Below are 20,209 nucleotides of genomic sequence, written 5' to 3' on the forward strand. Positions count from 1 at the left end.
ATCCGGTAACGGGTATCCCTACCGCGACAATTTATCTCCAAAGGAGGCAAGATGAACTACAGCATCACCACCCTCGGCAAGAAAACCATCGCCGGTTTCCATCTGGTCGGGCCCTGGGATCACACCGTCAAGCAGGGGTTTGAGCAACTGATGATGTGGGTTGAGAACCACCAGGTGCCCGCCCGCGAATGGGTGGCCGTCTACTACGATAACCCGGAGGAAGTGCCGGCGGAAAAACTGCGCTGCGCGACAGCGGTCGCCGTGGATGAGGATTATGTCATTCCCGCCAACAGCGAAGGGGTGATCCTGGCGGCGATTGCCGGCGGGGATTACGCCTGCGCCCGCGCGCGGGTGGTGGATTACGACTTCGCCACCCCGTGGATGCAGTTTTTCGACAGCCTGCAGCAGAGCACGGCGTATCGCATCGCCCCCCAGCCCTGCTTTGAGGTCTATCTTAACGACGGCAACCACGACGGCTACTGGGATATCGACATGTATGTTCCCGTTGAGCGCGTCGCGTCGTAGCGGTTTACCCCTGTTTCGGACAAGGTTTTTTACATTCCCGGCATGCTCCGGGCGAAAAAGCAGTTACAATTGGCCTTTTCGTTTTGCCGGAGAGGGTTGTGCGCGCTGATAAATCACTCAAGCCATTTGAGATCCGCTTGTATCGCCATTATCGGGTGGTGCATGGTGTGCGGATTGCGCTGGCCTTTGTGCTCACCTTTTTGCTGGTGCGGCTGCTGAACGTGCCTGAGGGAACCTGGCCTCTCATCACTCTGGTGGTGGTGATGGGGCCGATCTCCTTCTGGGGTAACGTCGTGCCGCGGGCGTTTCAGCGTATCGGCGGCACGATCCTCGGTTCGGCGCTGGGGCTGGTGGCGCTGAAGCTTGAGCTAATCTCCCTGCCGCTGATGGTCCTCTGGTGCGCGGCGGCGATGTTCCTCTGCGGCTGGCTGGCGCTGGGCAAGAAACCCTATCAGGCACTGCTGATCGGCATCACTCTGTCGGTGGTGGTCGGGGCGCCGCCCGGCGATATGCATACCGCGCTGTGGCGAAGCGGCGACGTGATCTTCGGCTCGCTGCTGGCGATGCTGTTTACCGGCATCTGGCCGCAGCGGGCTTTCATCCACTGGCGCATCCAGATGGCCAGCTATGTCACCAACTTTAACCGCCTCTACCAGGCCGGCTTCTCGCCAAATCTGGTGGATCGACCGCGGCTGGAAAAGCATCTCCAGCAGGCGCTGAACGACGTGGTTAAAATGCGCGGGCTGATCACCCCCGCCAGCAAAGAGACGCACATCCAGAAGGCGATCTTCGAGGCTATCCAGACCGTCAGCCGCAACCTCGTCTGCATGCTGGAGCTGCAGATCAACGCCTGGTGGGCAACGCGTCCGGGTCACTTCGTGATGCTCAATGCGCACACCCTGCGGGAGACGCAGCAGATGACCCAGCAGACGCTGTTGTCCATCGCCCACGCGCTGTACGAAGGGAACCCTCAGCCTGTGCGCGCCAACAATGAAAAGCTGACTGAGATCGTCCTCGAACTGCGCCAGCTGCTGAAAGAGCAGGGTGATGACGGCCTGGCGGAAACCCCGGTCCATGGCTATGTTTGGCTCTCAATCGAACTGGCGCGCCAGCTGGAGCTGCTCTCGCATCTGATCTGCCGCGCGTTGCGCAAATAAACATCAGATGCACCGGGTAACCACATGGGTTGTTTCGATTCAGCAGCGTTTAGGGTTATGATAAACGCAAAGGAAAAAACATTGTCATCAGCGGCTGCTAGCAGTTATGTTAGCCCTATAACGCAGTCGCTTTACGAATCCGAATCTCAATTATTAGGGGTGTAAAAATGGAAACAACTAAGCCTTCTTTCCAGGACGTACTGGAGTTTGTTCGTCTGTACCGTCGTAAGAACAAACTGCAGCGTGAAATTCAGGACGTTGAGAAAAAGATCCGTGATAACCAGAAGCGCGTTCTGCTGCTGGACAACCTCAGCGACTACATCAAACCGGGCATGAGCGTGGAAGCCATCCAGGGCATCATCGCCAGCATGAAGAGCGATTACGAAGATCGCGTTGATGATTACATCATCAAAAATGCCGAGCTGTCTAAAGAGCGCCGCGACATCTCGAAAAAACTGAAAGTGATGGGCGAAGCCAAAGTCGAAGGCTAAACCCTGCCGGTCCGGCGGCGTTAAGCGTCGCCGGGCTGTTCCGCGTTTCCCTCTCTTCCCTGCTTTTTTCTGCGAAAACTTTGTTCCGGCAACTGCCTCTCCTCACCGACACTTTGCTATACTGGCCCGCGAAAAACGTATTGATATCGGAAAGGTTTCTCTCATCCTGGCCGGGCATCTGACGCAGCGGCGTCAGGGCGATATCTCAACACCTCTCACCTCTCCGACGATCGATTCGCCAGAAGACAAACTCAGGTGCTGACCGGGCGCGACAGAACTCTTCCGCTGCTTTCGCCGACAGGAGTCAACCTCACGTGATTAAGTCATTCTTTGCTGCACTCTCGTTTATCAGCCGCCTGCCGGTCCCGGCGCGGTTATCTCAGGGCCTGGAGATCGAACAGTACCAGCGCAGTATCGTCACCTTTCCGCTGGTCGGTTTACTGCTTGGCGCCATCGCCGGCGCGGTGGCGCTCCTCCTGCAGCCGTGGTGCGGCGTCCCGCTGGCGGCGCTGTTCGGCGTGCTGGCGCTGGCGCTGCTCACCGGCGGATTCCACCTTGACGGGCTGGCTGATACCTGCGACGGCATTTTCTCCGCCCGCACCCGCGATCGGATGCTGGAGATCATGCGCGACAGCCGGCTGGGCACCCACGGCGGGCTGGCGCTGATCTTTGTGCTGGTGGCGAAAGTGCTGGTGGTTGGCGAGCTGCTGCTGCGTGATATCCACCCCATCGCAGCCCTGGCGGCGGCCTGCGCCGTCGGTCGCGGGATGGCGGTGCTGCTGATGTATCGTCATCGCTATGCGCGGGAAAAGGGGCTGGGCAATCTGTTTATCGGCAAAATTAGCCTGCAGCAGACGCTGGTGACGATGGCGATGGCGATCGCGCTGGCCACCGCCCTGCTGGGGCTGCAGGGGCTGCGCGCCGCGCTGATCACCCTGGTGCTGATTTGGGGTCTGGGATGGGCGCTGAAGCGAACCCTCGGCGGGCAGACCGGGGATACCCTCGGGGCGGCGATTGAGCTGGGCGAATTACTCTTTTTACTGGCGCTGCTGTAAGGCCTGACACCAACGGTGAGGAACAGAATGGGAACACTTTCGGCGTTACTGGCTGCCATTCCGCAGCCCGATGTGGCGGGCATGGCGCGCGCTCAGCAGCATATTGATGGCCTGTTAAAGCCGCCCGGCAGCCTTGGCCGTCTGGAGACGCTGGCGGTGCAACTGGCCGGTCTGCCTGGCTTGCAGGGGCAGCTGGCGCTGGCGGAGAAAGCGATTGTGGTCATGTGCGCCGACCATGGCGTCTGGCATGAAGGCGTGACCCCTTCGCCGCAGGGGGTGACGGCCATTCATGCCGGCAATATGGTGCGGGGCAACACCGGCGTCTGCGTGCTGGCGGCGCAGGCCGGGGCCAGGGTGCAGGTAGTGGATGTCGGCATCGATGCCGACCCGCTGCCGGGCCTGATTAACCTCAAGGTGGCCCGCGGTAGCGGGAATATCGCCCGGACGGCGGCCATGAGCCGCCAGCAGGCGGAGACGGTGCTGCTGGCCAGCATGCAGCTCACCCGCCAGCTCGCTGCCGACGGGGTGAAAGCCTTCGGCGTCGGCGAATTGGGAATGGCCAATACCACCCCGGCCGCAGCGACGATCAGTGTCCTGACGGGCAGCGACCCTGACGCGGTGGTGGGTTGTGGGGCCAATCTGCCGCTGGCGCAGCGGGGCCATAAGGTGGCGGTGGTGCGCCAGGCGATAGCCCATAATCAGCCGAACCCGGCGGACGGGCTGGATGTCCTGGCGAAGGTGGGGGGTTACGATCTGGTGGGCATGACCGGGGTGATCCTCGGGGCGGCCTCCTGTGGCCTGCCGGTGGTGCTGGATGGCTTCCTCTCCTATGCCTCTGCCCTGGCCGCCTGCCGCATGGCCCCGTCGGCGCACCCTTATCTTATTCCTTCACACCTGTCGGCGGAGAAAGGAGCGCAGATCGCCCTCGACGCGCTGGGTCTGCGGCCGTATCTCGATATGGACATGCGCCTGGGAGAGGGCAGCGGCGCCGCGCTGGCGATGCACCTGTTGGATGCCGCCAGCGTGATGTACAACCAGATGGGAACGCTGGCGCAGAGCAATATTGTGTTGCCCGATAGCGCGCCGTCGTCCTGATGGTAAAACGCATCGTCCCGCGATGGGGGTGATGCGCCGGGTTTACAGGGCCTGCTGCCAGACCGCCTGGGGCAGGAGATAAACCTTCGCCGGGGCGCGCATGCCGTCGGTGACAATATGGCGGATGCCGCTGGCCATCACCGCCAGGGTGACGTCAAAGGCGTTCAGGCTATCGCCGAAGCCAGCGGTCAGATTGAGCATCGAACCATTGGCCAGCAGATAGACGGTTTTGTCGGCCATGCGGTAGGCGTTGATATACGGCATCACCTCTTCCTGGGGGTACTGGCGCAGGTACTCGCCGTCGATCTCTTCCGCCACGTGGCCGACGTTAAGGATAAATACTCCCGCTTTCGCCCGGTCCAGCGCCTGGCGATTAACCACGTTTTTACCGCCTGTCGCTGTGGCCACCACGTCCGCCGAGGCGATAGCCTCCTGGAGGTCCACCACGTGCCAGCCGTCGTAGGCCGCCTGCAGACGGCGGGCAGGATCGATCTCCGCCACCATCACCTGACCGCCAAAAGCTTTTGCCGCCGCCGCGACGCCTTGGCCGACCAGGCCGTAGCCGATCACCAGCACTTTTTTCTCATGCAGGGTGAGGTGAGTGGTCTGGAAGAAGGTGTGCCAGGCGGTGAGACCGACCATATGGCGGTTGTGCAGCCCCTCTTTGACCGGCAGATCGTCCCAGTTAAAGATCGGATAGCCTGGCTGAATATCCCCCAGCCGATTGACGCCCGAGCCGGTGGCTTCCAGACCCGCCACGATGTTCCCAAACTCGCCGCGCTGGTGGAGCAGGGTGGTGATATCGGCGCCCATCTCGCACAGGTGAGTGGGCTGCCAGGCAATCGCTTTTTCCCATGACTGTTGCCAGTCGGCATCGCTCATATTGCGCCACGCGCAGGCCTCGGCGCCGCGCTCCACCAGCCAGGCCACCACGTCGTCCTGCACGGTGGTGGGGTTACAGGTGGTTAAAAAGACCTGAGCGCCCTTGTCGAGGATCCCCTGCACCAGCGGGATCATTTTCATGTCGAGGTGCATACAGCAGGCCAGACGCACGCCGCTGAGGTCGGGCAGCGCGGCGACCTGACGCAGGGTACGCGGCATATTCTGGCTGGCCCATGCCACTTCTTTCGCTAAAGAGATTTTATTATTCACTGGGTTATGACCTTCAATTCGCAAAAGGGGTATCCCCCTGACCGAAAAGGGATTCTATCAGCCCCCGCGAGAATTCACAGCACAATGCCGTCGGACATCGCCGCCCGCGCTATCCCCTGCGAAAGACAGGGTTGTTAATTTAAGGTTAAAAAAAGAAAATAAAATATAAGTAATTCCTATGATTTGAGCGATGAAGCGATGTTGAGTGTTATTCCTGCGGGGATATTTTCACGGCTGCGGATTTTCCTTGGCCGCCTGAAGCCGCACGCGCTGCCGGTGGCCCGCCGGCATATCGTGCTGGGATCCATTGGCGCCGGCACCGGACTGGCGGTGACCAGCATGTTCAGCCACTGGCTGCTCGGCGAAGTCAATCTGTGGTTTATTGCCCCGATGGGGGCCTCGGCGGTACTCCTGTTTGGCGTACCGAGCAGCCCGCTGGCGCAGCCGTGGTCGATTGTCGGCGGCAACGTGCTGTCGGCGCTGATCGGTGTCACGGTGGGTATGCTGGTCCCCGATGCGGCGCTGGCCTGCGGTCTGGCGGCGGCTCTGGCCATCGCCGGGATGTATTTTCTGCGCTGTCTGCATCCCCCCGGCGGCGCGGTGGCCCTGACGGCGATCCTCGGCGGCGCCGGGGTGCACAGCGAAGGCTATCACTTTGTGCTGACCCCGGTGCTCCTCAACTCGCTGATGCTGGCGCTGCTGGCTATTGTGTTTAATAACCTGGTTGGCCGCCGTTATCCGCATCCGCTGGCGGCAGAGGAGGTCAAATCCAGGGCGGTGCCGCTGGGTATTTCGGTCACCCGGGAAGATATTCACGCCGCGCTGCTGGAAGGCCAGTTCCTCGACATTGATGAAGACGATGTCCAGGAGTTGCTGGAGAATATCGAGCAGCAGGCGCGGCAGCGTATCGCGACGGCAGCCCGCCGCTAAGGGTGTACTGCGGGCTGCGGGTTACAGATCGCCGGTAAGATACTGCGCGACCCCGCGGCCAAAGCTCCAGTCGCCTTTCTTGTTACTGATAATCGACACCATCAGGTCATCGCCGCTCAGGCCGCAGTGTTCCGCCAGCTCCTCCTGCAAAATGGCGAAGAAGCGCTGCTTCTGCGCCTCGCTGCGCGGGCTGGTATAGACCCGCACCACCACCAGATCCCGCGTGCGGGTCAGTCCGAGGCCGGTATCTTCAATCACCATATGGTGGGCTTTGTTTTCATGAACAATCTGGTAACGGTCGCGTTCTGGTACCTCGAAGGCGCGTAGCACGGCGCGATGGGCGGCATCCAGCAGGGTTTTGACCTCCTGTTCCGTACGGCCTTCAATCAGGTCAAATGTCAGTAATGGCATGCAGGTGCTCCTTATCGTTAGGGAATAATGATGGGCTCAACAAGATGCTAGCCGATGCCGCCGTCGGCAAAAACCGCTATAGTTGAATACATTGTTTTTACTGGTGAACAATCACATGAGCGAGAGTCGTCCGGAGAGTTACTGGCCCCATCTGTACTGGCTGACGGTGCTGGAAGAACAAAAAAGCTATACCCGGGCCGCGGAAAAGCTGGGGATCAGCAAGTCGGCTATCAGCCAGAAAATCAGCGAGCTGGAGCGGGTGACCGGTAAAACCCTCGTCCATCGCACCACCCGCAGCGTGAGCCTCAGCGACGACGGACTGCGGCTGGTGGCGGAGCTCAACGAGCCGTTTGGTCAGCTGCGGGATATTTTCACCGGCGCCTGCGATGAAGGCGGGCCGCTGCGGGGAACGCTGCGCCTGACCGCGCCGGTGGCCTTTTCCCGCCAGCAGCTGGTCCCGGCAATCGCGCCGTTTTTGCATCAGCATCCCCAGCTGCATCTGCAGCTTGAGGTCACCGACCGGCTGGTCTCTCTGGCCAGCGAAGGGTTCGATCTCGCCATCCGCCACTGTCGACGCGAGGCGCTCCCCGATACCCACGTCGCCTGGCCGCTGTGTCACACCGCGACGCTTACCGTCGCGTCCGCCGACTATATTCGCCGCCATGGCCGCCCGGAGACCCCCGAAGATCTGCGCCACCACCAATGCCTGACCTATCCCCGTGGGCCACAGCGCCCGCAGTGGACGTTCGCCTCCCGTCAGTCGCCCGATGCTCGGGTGACCATCAACGTGCAGGGGCCATTCGCCACCAATAACAGCGAGTCGCTACGTGATGCAGTGCTGGCGGGGCTTGGGGTGGCGCTGTTGCCGGATTTCAGCGCCCGGGAGGCCATTGGCCGCGGGCTGGTGCAGGAGCTGCTGCCGGCGTGGCAGCCAGTAGAGGTGTTTGCCGATCGGCTGTACGTCATCCGGCCCTATACCCCGCGCGTGTCGCGCGCGGTGGAAACCTTCAGCCGCTACCTGAAAGCGACCTTCAGCGAGACGCGTCCAGCTCCTGCGCCAGCGCCTCGCTAAAGCGGGGCAGCAGATGGCGCTCGCCGGGAAGCAGCTGCGCGAGAGTAACGGTCTTGTCAGCGCAATAGACCCGCTCGCTGCCGAGCTGCGCTTCGAAGGCGTTCGCCGCCTGATGCGCCGCGCTCAGATCGGCGTCAATAAGGATCACCGCATGGGCCAGCACCACGTGGCCGCCGCCCGCCGCCAGCGGCCGCCAGTACTGGGCGGTACCGACAATCTTGCGCGCCTCCGCGCCTTCTCCGCAGGCAAGATTATACCGGCCATCGCAAAAGGAACCGCTCACCGCCCGGGGGTGGCTGGCAACGCCGAAGCGCGCGAGGGTGCGCTGCAGCACAGCGCACAGCGAATGATAGATTGGTTCGGCGGCTTCGCCGAGCGGCTGCTGCACCGGCCAGGCGAGGCTAAGGTTGATAATGCCCGGCCCCTGGGGTACCAGACCGCCGCCGGAGCGGCGAAGCCATACCGGCCAGCCGCGCGCGGCAAAATGCGCGCTGACCGCCGGCAGATCCGTAAACTGACGATAGCTCCCCGGCACCACCAATCCCTGCGGCGCCTGCCAGAGCTGGGCGACGGCCTCGCCGGCGCTGGCTTTGGCAAACAGCGGCTGTTCCGCCTGGGTGGGATCCTCGCAAAACTGCAGCGCCAGCGAAGAGGGGGAAAAACGGCGAGGCCAGCAGTCGGCCAGGGTTAACTGAGACATGTATTCTCCTTACCGGAGGGCGCGGGTTACGCCCTCCGCTGGTGGGTCAGTCGACGGGGTGCTTTTTCATCATCAGCGCGGTGAGCGCTGACAGCAGGCATCCTGCGGTCAGATAGAGGGCCACGCTGTGCCACGATCCGCCGGAGAAGGTGACCAGCGCCGCGGCAATAAACGGGGTAAAGCCGCCGCCGACCACGCTCGCCACCTGGTAGCCGACGCCGGCGCCGCTATAGCGATAGCTGGCGCCGAACAGCTCGGTAAACATCGGCTGCTGGACGCAGACCACCATATCATGGGCGATATTGGCCAGCATCAGGGCGAAGAACAGGATCCAGAAAACGGACTGACTCTCCAGCGCCATAAAGAACGGGAAACCGCTCAAAGTGCCGATCAGCGCCCCGGTGATATAGATCCGCCGACGGCCAAAGCGGTCTGCCAGCCAGGCGAAGCAGGGGATAGTCAGGCAGCTAAGACCGCCCACCAGCAGGCCAATGTTGAGAAACAGCTCGCGCGGCAGGCCGAGGTTTTGCGTGGAGTAGTTGAGGGCGAAGGCGGTGACGATATACATCGTCAGCAGCTCACACAGACGCAGGGCGATAATCAGTAAAAACGCTCCCGGATGGCGAAGCAGCGCTTCCACTACCGGTAGCCGCTTTTTCTTCTGCGGCGCGTTGTCCTGGCTCTGCTGCGCTTCAAACTCCTGCGATTCCGCCATGCCGTTACGGATCCACAGCGCAATAAGGACCAGCACCACGCTGAACAGGAACGGTAAGCGCCAGCCCCAGCTGAGGAACTGCTGGTCGCTGGTCAGGCTGCTAATCAGCGATACCAGCCCGGTAGAGAGCAGGAGGCCGACGCCGTAGCCCACCTGCACCCCGCTGCTGTAAAAGGCTTTTTTCCCCTGTGGGGCATTCTCCACCGAGAGCAGCGCCGCGCCGCCCCATTCGCCGCCGACGGCGAATCCCTGAACCGCTCGCAGGAACACCAGCAGCACCGGCGCCCACCAGCCGATCTGGTTGAACGAGGGGAGCAGGCCGATGCAGGCAGTGGCGATACCCATCATCCAGACGGTCATCATCAGCATCCGTTTCCGCCCGAGGCGATCGCCGAAGTGGCCAAAAATAATTCCGCCGAGCGGGCGAAAAAGAAACCCAACGCCGAAGGTGGCAAAGGCGGCAAGCGTTCCCATCGCCGGGCCGATTTGCGGGAAAAATTCGCGGTTGAACACCAGCGCGGCGGTAATGCCATAGAGAAGAAAATCGTACCAGTCGACCACCGCGCCGGCAAAACTACCCCAGGCCGCCCGCCGGGCCCGATGTAGTGAATCTGGCGCCTCGCCGGGCTGCACGCTTATTGTTGAATCCATACCCTGTCCTGTCAGTCACGTACTTCATTGTTATTGGAATGAGACGCTTTTACCGTTGCGTCTGCTCTGAGACTACCGCGCAGCGGCCGTGGAGGAAAGTAGTTTGCCTGCTAAGCGGGGGAGATGGCGCAAAAAAGAATCGATGGGAAAGACGGTCGAAATCACACCCTGGACTTAACATTCTGGCAATTTGCCATCCAGCTTATACTTTTAATTAAATCAACGGATAACAAAGATGGACACCTTTTAAGAATCGACGTAAATGGTTTACACTTAACGTGTCTCCCTCTCTGGAATGGTGAGTAAAATGCGTCTACTTCTTGCAGTTTTATTTTGTTCTGTCATGTTGCCTTCTGCTTATGCTGAAAAACTGCCTGCGCCGACAGGAAAACCTGTACTGACCATTTCCGGAAAAATCGGAAATATGAATGTCGGCGACAAGGCCGTTTTTGATCTCGCAATGCTGGAAAAACTGGGGATGAAGACGATAGAAACCACCACCCCCTGGTACACCGGCAAGGTTCGTTTTGACGGTATTCCCCTTAGTAAACTCATGGATTTAGTCGGCGCGAAAGGCACATCGGCCCGCGTGCTGGCGCTGAACGACTACACCACCATTATCCCGATTGATGATTTTTATAAATTCCCGGTCATTATGGCGTTAAAAATGAACGGTCAATATATGCGCATTCGTGATAAAGGCCCGTTATTTATTGTCTACCCTTACGACAGCAGTGCTGAATTACAGAACCAGATCTATTATTCCCGATCGGCCTGGCAAGTTTCAAAGATGATTATAGAATAAGGGTTGGATCTTGAATCGAATACTCACGGCTATTATTTTGTCGTTATTTGTTGTCACCGGATATATTACTTATCTGGTGCATGAGCGACAAAGTGAGTTGCAAAAATTTACCCGCTATACGGACTCGTGGTCAATGTCGCAGATGGTGTCGGAATATATGCGGCTGGAGTCTCGTCTGGCGGGAATGGCGATTGGGGCCGAAGGGGCGGACCACGATGAGGTGCGCCTGCGTCTTGAGATCATGATGAGCCAGATCGAGCTTCTGCAGGAGGGCGATCTGGGTAAATTTATCAATAAAAGCGAGCAGCGGAAGACGGTGGTTGCGACGCTGATTCGTAATCTTCATCTGCTCGATAAACAAGTTGATACCATGACGCCGGAGCAGGTCAGACAGATCCTGCCGGTGTTAAGCGAGCTGGATGGTCCGCTGACCTCAATGGCCGCCGCCACCCTGACGCAAGATATCAATATCGTTAATATCACCCATGATAAAATCCAGCATCTCTATTATATCTACTCGGTGATCTCCATTCTGCTGATCGCCATGTGTATAACTCTCGGTCTGCTGATGCTCCGACAGAATAATAATCTGCGTCGCGCCCATGTTCGTATGAAAACGCTGGCCAACGATCTGCAGGCCTCGAAAGAGAAGCTGCAGGTGCAGAACCGCCGGCTGCAGTACGATGCCTACCATGATTCGCTGACCGGTATGCCCAACCGTCTCTCTTTCTGGCAGCGGCTGCAGGAGATCGTCAACCAGGTGCGTCCGTATAAGGGATGCGCCGTGGTGATGCTTTTCGACCTCGACAGCTTTAAGGATGTGAACGATACCCTTGGCCATGATGCTGGCGATAAGCTGCTGCAGGATCTGGCCAGTCGCCTCTCTTTTTTCCGCAAAACCTCCGAGACGCTGTATCGCCTTGGCGGTGATGAGTTTGCGATGCTCTCCTACGATCTCACTGAGGAGATGGCCCTTGAGCGGGCCAATGTTATCCGGGAGAAGATCAGCCAGCCCTATCAGATCTACGATGCGCAGATTAATATCGACGCCTGCATTGGGATCGTGATCTCTGACGGTGAAAGTCGTACCGATTATCTGTACAAGTGCGCCGACCTCGCGCTGTATGAGGCGAAAAAAGAGGGTAGCGGCCATGTGCAAATCTTCCGGCCGGGGATGCTGCAGCGCCTGCAGGAGAACAAATCGTTTGAAGACGATCTGCTGCAGGCCCTGGCCCATGACGAGTTCAAAGTCTACTATCAGCCGATCGCCGATACCGTCACGCGCGAAATCTACGGCTATGAAGCGCTGGTTCGCTGGTTCCATCCGGTGCGCGGCGCCGTGCCGCCGACGGTGTTTATTCCGGTGGCAGAGAAAATCGGTCTTATTAATGCCCTTGGCGAATGGGTGCTGAAAACCGCCTGTGCCGAAGCGGCCAGCTGGGCGACGCCGCTGAAGGTCTCGGTCAACGTTTCACCAATTCAGTTGATGAATACATCGCTGACCGACACCATTATCGAGGTGCTGCATCAGACCGGCCTCGATCCGCGACGTCTTGATCTGGAGATCACCGAGTCGGACGTATTCAATGAGAACACCCGTTCGCTGGAAATTCTCAGCCAGCTGCGCGAGCAGGGCATTCAGATCTCCATCGATGACTTTGGTACCGGCTATTCTTCCCTGTCCCGTTTAAGCTACTTCCCGTTCGATAAAATTAAAATCGACCGCTCGTTTGTCATCAATATTCCGGAACAAAAAGACGATCTGGATATCGTCCGCCTGATTATCAGCATGGGAAAGAGCCTGCATATGCGCATTGTGGCGGAAGGTGTAGAGACCGAAGAGCAGTTGGCTTCGCTGCAGGCGCTGGGCTGTGACCTGGTTCAGGGATATTTAATCGGCAAACCGAGTCCGCTGCGCTAACAAATTTTTAACGTGTCTACTTTTATTCTCCCGGGCGATTTCAGGATCCTGAAATCGCCTTTTTTATTTTCTCTTAGCGCTAATCCCTGCGAGGTATAAAAAGGAGTAGGCGTAAAATTCCACAACAAAATAATATCCTTAACGTTTAAAAGGGGTATATGATATGCATCATATAGGCTATTTCTGAACGTCGCGTTTGAGACGGTAAAGTGAGGCACAATTATGCAGCGAATCATTATTCCCACCCATTACGTTCACACCCGCAGCACGCCGCTGTGGACCAAAGAGACCGCCCCGGCCTCTATCTGGCGCCGCCATCTGGATGCCGGCACCCGGCAGGGCGTCTACCCTCGTCTCTCAGTGATGCAGGGGGCGATCCGCTATCTCGGCTATGCCGATGAAACCAGCCCCGAGCCCGTTGAAACCCTGACTATTGAAGCCGGCCAGTTTGGCGTCTTTCCGCCGGAGAAGTGGCACTGTATTGAGGCCCTCTCAGAGGACACGGTTTTTAATGTCGACTTTTATGTTGATCCAAAAATTCTTATCGAGGGATAACAAGAGATGACCAGTGAAAATAAAGGTTATACCTTAGCGCTAGAGAATGGCCGACTTCACCAGAAGCAGGAAAAAATATTTCTCAAACCAATGGTGTTGTATATTCCACAGCAGGCGGTGGAGGCCGTTAATGACCTGCTGAGCAAGTTACCGGACGACAGGGAAGAGGGGGAGTTTCTGTTGACGGTCACCAATAACAATAACGGCGTCTCGGTTGATAAAACCTTTTCCTCGCTGGCGGCGCTGCGCGACCCACTCACCGCGGCTGATGCGGTGAAGGATCTGATCAATATCGTTCGCGGCTACGAGTCCGATGAAGAGACCAACGTCTGCGGCTGGTAAGCCCGCTATCCCGCAGTCGGATGGCCGCCGTCGCCCGACGCCATCTGACTGAGCAGCCACTCCCGCAGAGCGATAATATCCGCCCGCTGCGCTACCGCTTCGGTAGTGACCAGGTAGTAGCGGGCGCCAGGCAATGCGTTGCTGAACGGCGCGGACAATACGCCGCGCTGCAGCAGATCCCGCGCCAGCAGTTCGCTGGCGATCACCACTCCCTGACCGGCCACCGCCGCCTGCAGGGCATGGGTCTCATCGCTAAAGGTTAACCCCGCATCAATATTCAGCGTCGGCGGTCCATAGCGCCGACGCCAGTTCTCCCAGCTCGGCGAATCAGCTGGCACGCGCCGGTTGGCAACGTGAAACAGCGTCACCCGCTGCAGATCTTCAGGCCGGCTGAGGCCCAGAGTCGGGCTGGCGACCACGATAAAGCGATCCTCATACAGCAGCGTGCAGTACAGGTCCCGCTCCGACGTTTCACGATAGCGAATCGCGGCGTCTACCGTGCCCAGATGCAGATCCACTCGTTCGACGCTGGTGTGTAGCCGCAGGTCGATAGCCGGAAAGCGGGCGGTGAAATCCGCCAGCCGCGGCACCAGCCAGTGGGTGAGAAAATTGGAGGTGGTGGTGACGGTTAAGGATGGCGGCTGACGGGCATGAGCGATCTGGACGACGGCCTGTTCCAGGGCGCTAAAGGCGCGTTGGGTGGCGGCGTAAAGGATCTCGCCATCAGCGGTCAGACTGACGCCCTGCGCGCTGCGTTCGCAGACCCGGCACTCCAGCACCGACTCCAGCAGTTTAATCTGATGGCTGACCGCCGTCGCGCTGACGCCGAGCGCCTCGGCGGCCTGTTTAAAACTGCGGTGGCGGGCGACGGCATGAAAAGCGCGTAGCGCCCCCAGCGGCGGCAGACGGGGCGGTCTCATGGCTGAGTTTTTCTCATCTATGGCTGAAAACTATGCGTTTGTGTAAAGCGATATTGTGGCGATAGGCTACGGGCATGTAAAGACAATGACATGAATTAAATTCATGCAGCTTCGCCTGTCAGGAGTCAACTATGCACGTTGTAAGCCGCTACACCGCCGCGGAAGCCGCGGCAACGATCGACCCCCGCGGCCGCGCTATCGCCCTTAGCGTGGTCATCGCCGCCGGGGCCTTGCTGTTAATCATGCCCCCGGTTATCGGGGTGACCGGCACGCTGAGTCTGCTGACGGCGCTGATTGCGGCCTTTGGCGTCGGGTGGGGATTTACACGCGGACAATCCTGGCTTTATCGCTCACCCCTGGCGGCGACGCGCTGGGCCTTTCTGCTGTCAGCGGCCGGCTGGCTGCTGGCGCTGGTGGCCTGGTATGGCGGGCAGGACTGGCCGGCACTGCTGCCGGGCGTGGCGTGCGGTGGGGCGGGAGCGGCTGTCGCCTGGCGCATTGCGGCGGGTAGGACGGCGCTGCCGGGGATGCGGGTCAGCGGCGCCACGGTACTGAGCGTAGCTATCGCCATCGCGGCGACGCTGCTGACCTGGCATACTGCGGGAGGAGGACGCCATGGCGTCTGCTTTGCCTTCGCCGTGCTGCTTGACTGGGCGCTGCTCGGCGCGCTGATGGTGCGGATCCGCCAGCAGGAGAGTGCGGCCTGATACCAGACGCGGTCTGGTCCTGGATCGGCGAATCAAGCGAGACAGGGTAAGTTGTCCCGCCCGGCGTTAAATATCTTCTACACTGTTACAGGCATCACATTCCTGTGCGGTCGGCACTCCTGCCGGCCGCCGTCGGCGTTCAGCCCAGGCACGGGCCTGCAGGCTGGTTATCCTGAAAAGAGGAGTCTGTAATATGGCATTTGTCACCACCCAAGACGGCGTCAATATTTACTTTAAAGACTGGGGTCCAAAGGAAGCTCAGCCGATTGTTTTTCATCACGGCTGGCCGTTAAGCGCTGACGACTGGGATAACCAGATGTTATTTTTCCTTGCCGAAGGGTTCCGGGTCATCGCTATCGATCGTCGGGGTCATGGTCGCTCCGATCAGGTTAGCGAGGGGCACGATATGGACCATTACGCGGCGGACGTTTCGGCGGTGGTGGAACATCTGGATCTGCACAATGCGGTCCACGTCGGGCACTCCACTGGCGGCGGCCAGGTCGCCCGCTACGTCGCCCGCTACGGCCAGCCGCAGGGGCGGGTGGCGAAGGCGGTGTTAATTAGCGCCGTCCCGCCGCTAATGGTGAAAACCGAGCAGAATCCGGGCGGGACGCCGATCGAGGTGTTTGACGGTTTCCGCAAAGCGCTGGCGGCGAACCGCGCCCAGTTCTATCTCGACGTCGCCTCTGGCCCGTTCTATGGCTTCAATCGTGATGGAGCAGAGATATCCCAGGGGACGATCCAGAACTGGTGGCGACAGGGGATGATCGGCAGCGCTAAAGCCCATTATGAAGGCATTAAGGCGTTTTCAGAGACCGACCAGACGGAAGACCTTAAGTCGATCACTTTGCCGGTGCTGGTGATGCAGGGAGATGACGACCAGGTGGTGCCCTATAAAAATGCGGCCATCCTGCAGGACAAGCTGCTGCCGAACAGCCAGCTGAAAATTTATCCTGGCTTCCCGCACGGGATGCATACCTCCCACGCCGATACTATCAACGCCGATCTGCTGGCGTTTATCCGCGCCTGATCTGCCCTATTTGCCGGGCAGAGTGCCGTTAATGGCATTCCGCCAGCGCCCTGGGCGCCAGTCGCCTGGGGCGCGCCGGTTGACGTGCAGAGGAAATCTGCTTAACTCATGGGGTACCTGACGACTATTTTCCCCTCGCAGGATAAAACGCCGGGTTTCTCTGCGGAAACCCGGCGGAATTCTGTGCAAGAGACAAGTGAGAGACAATGAAATTAGCCGGACTTCATCCCGACGAGCAGCGTCGCCTGCAATCGCTACGCTCTTCCGGGCTGTTGAATAGCGGAAAAGAAGAACGCTTCGATCGCCTGACCAGGCTTGCCCGTTCGCTGTATAACCTGCCGGTGGCGTCCATCAGTCTGGTGGGGGAAGATCTCCTGCATATCAAGTCCTGTGCCGGTCTCGATGTGGACACGGTGCCGAGAGATATTTCATTTTGCGCCCATACCATTCTGCAAACCGACCCGCTTATCGTCAACGACATGCAGCAGGACGAGCGCTTTCACGATAACCCGCTGGTTATTGAGGCGCCGTTTATCCGCTTTTACGCCGGGTATCCGGTGCAACTGCCGGATGGCGCGACCGTCGGGTCGTTCTGTCTGATGGATCACCAGCCGCGATCGTTTTCCGCCCATGAAATGCAGATCTTAAGCGATCTGGCGGCGATCGTGGAGGATGAGTTCAAGGTGCTGGATGCGGCAACCTCGGATGAGCTGACGGGACTGTTTAATCGCCGGGGGTTCCTCACCCTGGCAGAGTATGCCCTGCTGACGGCCCAGCGCCGCCATGAGCCGGTGAGCCTGGCGTTTGTCGACCTCGATCGCTTCAAGCACATCAATGATACCTGGGGGCATGAAGAGGGCGATCGCGCGCTGATCGCCATCGCCGACTTGATGAAAGCGGCCTTCCGCGAGTCCGATATCCTCGCGAGGCAGGGTGGGGACGAATTTATCATTCTGTTCGCCAATACCAGCCGCCACGATGCCGCGACGGCGATGGAGACGCTCAGCCACAACGTGGCGCGTTTCAACCAGCAGGCGGCCAATCCCTGGCAGCTGGCGTTCTCCTGGGGCTGCGTCGAATATGATCCCGCCAGCCATCCCAGTCTCAACGCGCTGGTGGCCACCGCTGACCGCCTGATGTACCAGGCGAAGCAGAAGCAGGGACGCGAGCGCCGTTAATCCTTTGCGGCGGTGGCCTTCAACAGGTACTGCTGCGCCTGCTGCCGCTTCTGCGCATAGCTGCTGAGCAGCGCCTGCTGAGATTTCCCAACATTGTCGTAAAACAGGCCGCCTTCGTCGGCGATAAAGCGATAATGCTGTTCCAGCTGGTTTATCACCCAATCAATGCGTTGCAGGGTGAGTAAGGTACAGGACTGACCATGCAGGTCGTCTTCAATATCCAGCACATGTGAGCGAAAGGCCTCTACGGCAAACAGCCGGCTCAGCGCGGCAGGGTCCGCCAGCGCCGACTCCCAGCGCGCCGTCAACTGCTGAAAGTGAGCCAGCACCAGCGGGTCAGCGCGCCGGGCGCGAAGCCAGACGAGCTTCCGGCGGTAGCTTTCGACCGCCAGCCGCTTCATCTCGCGATATTGCGCCAGCTGCTGTTCGGCGTCAGGGATCCGGGTCATCAGCCAGCTAAAAAAGAAGCGAGTCTCAAAACGTTCGACAAAGTGGAACAGCGGGTCGGCCAGACCATTGCTGTTGAATTCTCTCAGCGGGTCGAAGGGATACATATAGCCAAAATCGAACAGCCATAGCTGCTCCTGCCGGTCCACCAGCAGATTCCCGCTACAGAGATCCCACTCCATCAGCCCCTGTTCTTCGCAGGCTTCCAGAGTAGTAAATAGCTGGGCGATCAGCGGCGGGGTCAACTGGTGTATCGGCTCGCCATCGATCCAGGGGGAGAGCAGGATGCCGAGGCGATAATCGGCATACAGCGTTGGGACGATGTGGGTGAAGCGCGGCGCGGTGACCGGGTCATCCTTCAGCTGTTGCAATGCCTGCCGACGCTGTACCTCATTTAAAAACGACAGCTGGCCGTTGAGGTTGGCAACGCCGGCGACGGCGCGACGTTTCTTTAAATTGTACTCCTTGCCGGCGATGCGCAGACGATAAACCTCGCCGGTCAGGCCTGAGCCGTATACCTGCACCACATAGGGGGAATCGGGGCCCAGTGCGGCGAGGGTCTCGGGCGGCAGCGGGCAGTGGCTGACGTTGCCGACGATAAGAGGTTCTCCGCTGCGATCGAACGCCTGCTGTTGCTGTTGTCTGAGGTTCATGGTGCCTCCGGGTATAACGTTAGACAGAGTGGATAATCCACGCTATCTCACCCGCAAACGGTAGTGAATTCATCCTACTGGCAGGCGCTTTTTCAGGCTGAGCTGGGGTGCGCTCACGGAGGACACGCGGGGCGTAGGAAGGCGGTAGGGAAAGGCAAGCGTCTGGAACGCATACCTGGCGTCGTTGTCAACGAGGTGCTTGCCAGGCTGGATGCGATGCTGAGTTAACGTCAGCGACGCAAAAAAGCAAAAAGCCTGCTCGAAAGCAGGCTTCTTAAATTTGGCTCCTCTGACTGGGATCGCCATTGCCAGTAACTGGCTAATAAGTAAGCTAAACCTGAATTGCTAGTCCGTCAAGACCACCAGAATGACCACCATTAAACGCTGTACTGTGGATCACGTGGATGTATTGCTCTGTGAATTCACGGAGCTAAATTGATATAAAAAATTAGTCGAATATTACTAACATCATGGCCACAATGATCATTGTGGCTGATTGTTTATGGTATGAGATTTTTAATTATGACATAGGTAGTGTTAATAAGTTCTTGCTGTTTTTTAAAACTTCCTGTTCATTATAGATTCAATTTCACTTATAAGAAATACGCATTTCTCTAAAAAAATAGGATTAATGCATTTGTATTTTTTATGGAATATTACGAAGGAAAGCAGATAAGAACGATATCCCAAGAGTTTATTTTTCAGTTGCGATGAGTAGAACTTGGCTTCAAATTTTTCTTTATTTTTTTTATATATAAATCTTTTGAGTTTTAGGTTAAATACTTTAATGCATATATGCTTTGAAGAGCTACCTTTCTTGATTTCATATAGTGCTTTATATAAGGGGTTTAATTTTGAAGACGACAATCTAATATTTCCACTGCTGTTATCTTTTAAAATATTTTCAATGACGTATCCACCTAAAGAAATAGTCCCTTCTTTATATAAATACTTCGATTTATTTAACTTGAATTTATTAATGGAGAGAATGGATGAAATCTCATTTATAAAAAAAGTGCTGCTTAATATATTGTTTTCTTTTTTTGTTGAGAACAAAAGATCATCTGCATATCGTGTATAAGTAATTTTATTCTTATCACAAAATTTTTGTATTAAAATGTCAATTTTTCTAAAAATAATATTAGATATTGATGGGGAAGATTTAAATCCCATCGGAATGAATGTTTTTTCGACCCCGTCTAACTCCGCAGTCAGAGTCACACTAGCCATGAATGCATCTAATAAGGATTGTTTCTCTTTTACCAAAAACTCATCGGAAAAGTATACCGAAAAAGTATCACGTACAATATTTACGTCTATGCTATGAAAGAATGAAACAATGTCAAGATGACAATATTTGACATTTTGGGTATGAGGCTCTAAATAATGCAAGTATGAGCGCTCTTTTCTGAATGCAAAACTCGATGCACTTAAAGGTATATTTTTAAGTAAGAATTTTTCAATTCTGGTTTGAATAGAGTAGTGTGGGGATGAGTGAGCTAGAGAATAGAATGTTTTATTTTTGTTACTGATTGTTGATACTTGATTCTTGGCAATTGGTGGTATAACTCCCCCTGCCTCGAATTCATTTTGAAATGATGTTTTAATAAAAATGTCAGTATAGAAATTTTTATCAATCTTGCTTATTTTTTCTTTCATAAAGCTTCTTCTCCGATACCAAGACCATCTTTACACCC

General features: G+C 57.4%; 22 protein-coding genes. 14 read left to right on the plus strand and 8 right to left on the minus strand.

Annotated features, from left to right (window positions below; translation table 11 throughout):
• Positions 1–51 precede the first annotated feature (51 nt).
• The 5 genes from sbmC to cobT all read left to right on the plus strand — a co-directional run bounded on the left by sbmC (position 52) and on the right by cobT (position 4,323).
• Positions 52–525: a DNA gyrase inhibitor SbmC gene (gene sbmC, locus KB892_RS07490; RefSeq protein ID WP_004144123.1), complete on the plus strand. Its 474-nt coding sequence runs from the start codon at positions 52–54 to the stop codon at positions 523–525.
• Positions 526–623: 98 nt separating this feature from the next.
• Positions 624–1,682: an FUSC family protein gene (locus KB892_RS07495; RefSeq protein WP_002911885.1), complete on the plus strand. Its 1,059-nt coding sequence runs from the start codon at positions 624–626 to the stop codon at positions 1,680–1,682.
• Between the two features lie 167 nt (positions 1,683–1,849).
• Positions 1,850–2,173: a DUF496 family protein gene (locus tag KB892_RS07500; RefSeq protein ID WP_002911883.1), complete on the plus strand. Its 324-nt coding sequence runs from the start codon at positions 1,850–1,852 to the stop codon at positions 2,171–2,173.
• Positions 2,174–2,487: 314 nt separating this feature from the next.
• Positions 2,488–3,228, plus strand: a complete 741-nt coding sequence (gene cobS, locus KB892_RS07505; protein WP_004180482.1) for an adenosylcobinamide-GDP ribazoletransferase — start codon at positions 2,488–2,490, stop codon at positions 3,226–3,228.
• A gap of 27 nt (positions 3,229–3,255) precedes the next feature.
• The gene (gene cobT, locus KB892_RS07510; RefSeq protein ID WP_009484388.1) at positions 3,256–4,323 is read left to right on the plus strand and encodes a nicotinate-nucleotide--dimethylbenzimidazole phosphoribosyltransferase; all 1,068 of its coding nucleotides are present in this window, start codon (positions 3,256–3,258) and stop codon (positions 4,321–4,323) included.
• 42 nt (positions 4,324–4,365) lie between these two features.
• On the opposite strand, the gene KB892_RS07515 is transcribed toward cobT, so the two are convergent.
• Positions 4,366–5,475: an adenosylhomocysteinase gene (locus KB892_RS07515; RefSeq protein ID WP_004184774.1), complete on the minus strand. Its 1,110-nt coding sequence runs from the start codon at positions 5,473–5,475 to the stop codon at positions 4,366–4,368.
• A 198-nt stretch (positions 5,476–5,673) separates the two neighbouring features.
• On the opposite strand from KB892_RS07515, the gene KB892_RS07520 reads away from it, so the two are divergent.
• Positions 5,674–6,405 (plus strand): HPP family protein, encoded by a 732-nt coding sequence (locus KB892_RS07520; RefSeq protein WP_002911879.1) that lies wholly within the window; start codon positions 5,674–5,676, stop codon positions 6,403–6,405.
• A gap of 21 nt (positions 6,406–6,426) precedes the next feature.
• Here the strand turns inward: KB892_RS07520 and KB892_RS07525 are convergent, their stop codons facing one another.
• The gene (locus KB892_RS07525) at positions 6,427–6,816 is read right to left on the minus strand and encodes a tautomerase family protein (RefSeq protein WP_004899351.1); all 390 of its coding nucleotides are present in this window, start codon (positions 6,814–6,816) and stop codon (positions 6,427–6,429) included.
• A 115-nt stretch (positions 6,817–6,931) separates the two neighbouring features.
• Here KB892_RS07525 and KB892_RS07530 point away from each other — a divergent pair, with 115 nt between their 5' ends.
• Positions 6,932–7,888: a LysR family transcriptional regulator gene (locus KB892_RS07530; RefSeq protein WP_009484391.1), complete on the plus strand. Its 957-nt coding sequence runs from the start codon at positions 6,932–6,934 to the stop codon at positions 7,886–7,888.
• Here the strand turns inward: KB892_RS07530 and KB892_RS07535 are convergent.
• A complete protein-coding gene (locus tag KB892_RS07535; RefSeq protein ID WP_004184772.1) occupies positions 7,848–8,588 on the minus strand; it encodes a lipoate--protein ligase family protein in 741 nt (246 codons plus the stop codon). The two genes, KB892_RS07530 and KB892_RS07535, sit on opposite strands and share 41 nt — an antisense overlap.
• Positions 8,589–8,634: 46 nt before the next feature.
• Positions 8,635–9,954: a shikimate transporter gene (gene shiA, locus KB892_RS07540; RefSeq protein WP_020317069.1), complete on the minus strand. Its 1,320-nt coding sequence runs from the start codon at positions 9,952–9,954 to the stop codon at positions 8,635–8,637.
• A gap of 307 nt (positions 9,955–10,261) precedes the next feature.
• On the opposite strand from shiA, the gene KB892_RS07545 reads away from it, so the two are divergent.
• A complete protein-coding gene (locus KB892_RS07545; RefSeq protein WP_004198821.1) occupies positions 10,262–10,759 on the plus strand; it encodes a putative pterin-binding protein in 498 nt (165 codons plus the stop codon).
• Positions 10,760–10,769: 10 nt separating this feature from the next.
• Complete coding sequence (locus KB892_RS07550; protein WP_004196289.1) at positions 10,770–12,680, plus strand: putative bifunctional diguanylate cyclase/phosphodiesterase; 1,911 nt, start codon at positions 10,770–10,772, stop codon at positions 12,678–12,680.
• On the opposite strand, the gene KB892_RS07555 is transcribed toward KB892_RS07550, so the two are convergent.
• Positions 12,677–12,805, minus strand: a complete 129-nt coding sequence (locus KB892_RS07555; protein WP_014343288.1) for a hypothetical protein — start codon at positions 12,803–12,805, stop codon at positions 12,677–12,679. The two genes, KB892_RS07550 and KB892_RS07555, sit on opposite strands and share 4 nt — an antisense overlap.
• Positions 12,806–12,902: 97 nt before the next feature.
• Between KB892_RS07555 and KB892_RS07560 the strand changes: the two genes are divergently transcribed.
• Together KB892_RS07560 and KB892_RS07565 are read left to right on the plus strand one after the other, a co-directional pair.
• On the plus strand, positions 12,903–13,235 hold the full coding sequence (locus tag KB892_RS07560; protein WP_002911866.1) for a TehB family protein: 333 nt from the start codon (positions 12,903–12,905) through the stop codon (positions 13,233–13,235).
• 6 nt (positions 13,236–13,241) lie between these two features.
• Positions 13,242–13,577, plus strand: coding sequence for a DUF1869 domain-containing protein (locus KB892_RS07565; RefSeq protein WP_002911862.1), 336 nt, complete (start codon positions 13,242–13,244; stop codon positions 13,575–13,577).
• Between the two features lie 5 nt (positions 13,578–13,582).
• Here the strand turns inward: KB892_RS07565 and KB892_RS07570 are convergent, their stop codons facing one another.
• A complete protein-coding gene (locus tag KB892_RS07570) occupies positions 13,583–14,497 on the minus strand; it encodes a LysR substrate-binding domain-containing protein (RefSeq protein WP_009484396.1) in 915 nt (304 codons plus the stop codon).
• 131 nt (positions 14,498–14,628) lie between these two features.
• On the opposite strand from KB892_RS07570, the gene KB892_RS07575 reads away from it, so the two are divergent.
• From KB892_RS07575 to KB892_RS07585, 3 genes are all read left to right on the plus strand, one after another.
• Positions 14,629–15,204, plus strand: coding sequence for a hypothetical protein (locus tag KB892_RS07575; RefSeq protein ID WP_004175291.1), 576 nt, complete (start codon positions 14,629–14,631; stop codon positions 15,202–15,204).
• 193 nt (positions 15,205–15,397) lie between these two features.
• A complete protein-coding gene (locus KB892_RS07580) occupies positions 15,398–16,234 on the plus strand; it encodes an alpha/beta fold hydrolase (protein ID WP_004180471.1) in 837 nt (278 codons plus the stop codon).
• A gap of 206 nt (positions 16,235–16,440) precedes the next feature.
• Positions 16,441–17,412, plus strand: coding sequence for a sensor domain-containing diguanylate cyclase (locus KB892_RS07585; RefSeq protein WP_002911798.1), 972 nt, complete (start codon positions 16,441–16,443; stop codon positions 17,410–17,412).
• On the opposite strand, the gene KB892_RS07590 is transcribed toward KB892_RS07585, so the two are convergent.
• Entirely contained in the window at positions 17,409–18,512 is a 1,104-nt protein-coding gene (locus tag KB892_RS07590; protein WP_009484398.1) for an AarF/UbiB family protein, read from the minus strand. The genes KB892_RS07585 and KB892_RS07590 overlap by 4 nt on opposite strands.
• 558 nt (positions 18,513–19,070) lie before the next feature.
• Entirely contained in the window at positions 19,071–20,171 is a 1,101-nt protein-coding gene (locus tag KB892_RS07600) for a reverse transcriptase domain-containing protein (protein WP_000659976.1), read from the minus strand.
• Positions 20,172–20,209 lie beyond the last annotated feature (38 nt).

This window comes from Klebsiella sp. P1927 (assembly GCF_018204675.1).
GTDB lineage: Bacteria > Pseudomonadota > Gammaproteobacteria > Enterobacterales > Enterobacteriaceae > Klebsiella > Klebsiella pneumoniae.